Source organism: Hyphomonas atlantica corrig. (genome assembly GCF_000682715.1).
Classification (GTDB): Bacteria; Pseudomonadota; Alphaproteobacteria; order Caulobacterales; family Hyphomonadaceae; genus Hyphomonas; species Hyphomonas atlantica.
In genome coordinates this window covers 1-2108 of the sequence record NZ_AWFH01000032.1, presented here as the reverse complement: position 1 = coordinate 2108, position 2108 = coordinate 1, and the positions used below count along the sequence as shown (strand labels likewise).

Here is a 2108-nt window from a genome sequence, read left to right as displayed (position 1 = left end):
ATCTGTCTCATGGTCGCTGACGGGGAACAGTGCGCTTATCCTTTGTGAGATCGAAGAAGACTTCGTCCGGCGTCCATGCCGCCGACACATCCGTATCGCAGACATGCAGAACCGCCTCGACGATGCCATTTCCGGCTTCCAGCGTGCGGGCCATGACGCTTGCCAGCACCGTCATGACTTCCTCGTCTGACATGGCCAGCAGCGCCGAGAAAAGCTCGCACACGCGGTAGTCATCGCTATTCCGGCGAAGGGCCGGATTGACGTTCAGGGCCTTGAACAAAGCGTCTGCAGTCGTCGTCGTCTCGGCGAGGGCCGTGACAGATATCGAGCGTTCCACGCTCGCCTGCGTCTCGTCCTTGCGGGCGCGGAGCTCGAAAGGCCGGACATCCCACAGCGCGCTCCCAGCCATCGCATGCGCGACCATCAGACGGAGCGCAATCATGGGCGCATTGGCAAGGCTCACCTGCGCGGCGGCATGTCGGTGAAGCAGGATGTATTCTGCAAGCGGACCGGACATTTCAGGGCGAATGACCGGCGAAGCCGTCTCGCCTCCAGTCGCAGACCGCTCGCGTCTGCGCGCTTCGGCTGAGGACAGCTGTCCTTCGTGAAACTGCACACTGCCGTCATGCCTGACTTCGATGAACACCTTGCCGCCATCTTCCATGGCGCACTGGACATGGTCCCAGCGATGGAAATACGCCCCCCGGTCGAGGCACACGACATCGGCCCATCCGTCCGCCTTATAGGCGTCGATCCGCTCGGCAATCGCAGCGGATTGCGCCTCCCAGAACTGGTCTGCATCCGCAAACACACCGTGCTCGCCGAACAGGTCCGCCGTGACCTGACCCTCATAGGCCTCAAGGTCAAACAGCGCCTTGTCTGTCGTGATTGTGGTTCCGCCCGTGATCCATGCCTTGCAGGATCGGCCCATGGGCGCGCGTTCTGTATCGCTCTCGAAGAGGCGAATCCATGCCGCCTGCTGGTTGGGTGTGGCAAGCGTCAGTGCCCGGATCGTTTCACGGTCCAGCGCGTCCTCGGCGTAGAGCTTGCGGATCGGCTCGGCGAGCGACGCAAGCGCGAGCACGCGCCGGACCAGAAGCTCGGTGACGCCGAAAAAGGCGGCGATATCCTCCACTACCTTGCCTTCCTCATGCAGGCGTTTGAAGGCGTCGTATTGCTCCATCTCCGTCGCAGGCAGGCGTCCGACATTTTCGATCACGGAGGCCGCTATCGCGCTTGCCGCATCTTTCTCGGACATGATGGCGCAGGGGACCAATGGCGTCTCACCGGTTTCCCGCGCAATCTCTTTCAAGGCAAAGAAGCGGCGGCGTCCGGCAATGACGCCATAATATTTGCCCTCTCGCCTCACCAGCAAAGTCTGACGCAATCCGCTCTCGCGAATGGATGGCAGAATGTCGGACACGTCCGGCTTCTTGCGCCCATGCCGCATGTTGAGTTTTGACACGCGAAGCGCGTCGAGGGGAATATGTTGCAGGTCGGGGTGTGCCATCGGGATCTCCTTTTCTGGCGGGTAAAGGGAGAGGCCAAGCTTCCAGGCGGGCGCTCTCCAGTTGATTTTCGAGAAGGCGTGTCCGTCACGGTCGCGCAACGCGTCCGGGTCGGTTTCGCCCCAGTCATAATCATGCAGGACAATGTCCGGTGCGCGGTCATCGACGCTCACATCTGTGATGCGCCCATCGATCACGGTCAGGACAAGACGGGGACGAGGCATGGCGGTCACCGTGTCCAGAAGACGTGAACGACGTCGAAGGCGGTTTCGAACACCATGATGTCGCCGCCGAGCTCCATGTCCCGAGCAAGCGCGGACCAGTCGATATAATGTTCGAGAGCAGACGGAATGACTGTGCCAGTGTCGCGATGCAGGGTTTCGGCAAAATCGGACCGGCTGGCATAGGCGCCTGCATAATCGTCAAAGGCCGCGCGGGCCTGCGCGAGATCGTCGCCGACATGGCGATGGACCAGCGCGCCAAGTCGGCCATGGTCCTTGATGAAATCAGCCAGATCGCTGACGGTCTCGAAGTTCGCATATTCCGACAGTTGCGCGCCTTCAAACCCGTCATGATGTCGGGTAACAGGCCGGTGTTGCC

The 2108-nt window shown here is 61.2% G+C and carries 2 protein-coding genes; both read right to left on the bottom strand.

What is annotated here, in order from left to right; genetic code table 11:
• Positions 1–7: 7 nt before the first annotated feature.
• On the bottom strand, positions 8–1732 hold the full coding sequence (locus HY36_RS11400) for a ParB/RepB/Spo0J family partition protein (RefSeq protein WP_051602743.1): 1725 nt from the start codon (positions 1730–1732) through the stop codon (positions 8–10).
• 5 nt (positions 1733–1737) lie between these two features.
• Positions 1738–2108 (bottom strand): antirestriction protein ArdA (locus tag HY36_RS11395; RefSeq protein WP_035552802.1); only part of this gene is annotated, 371 nt, incomplete at its 5' end.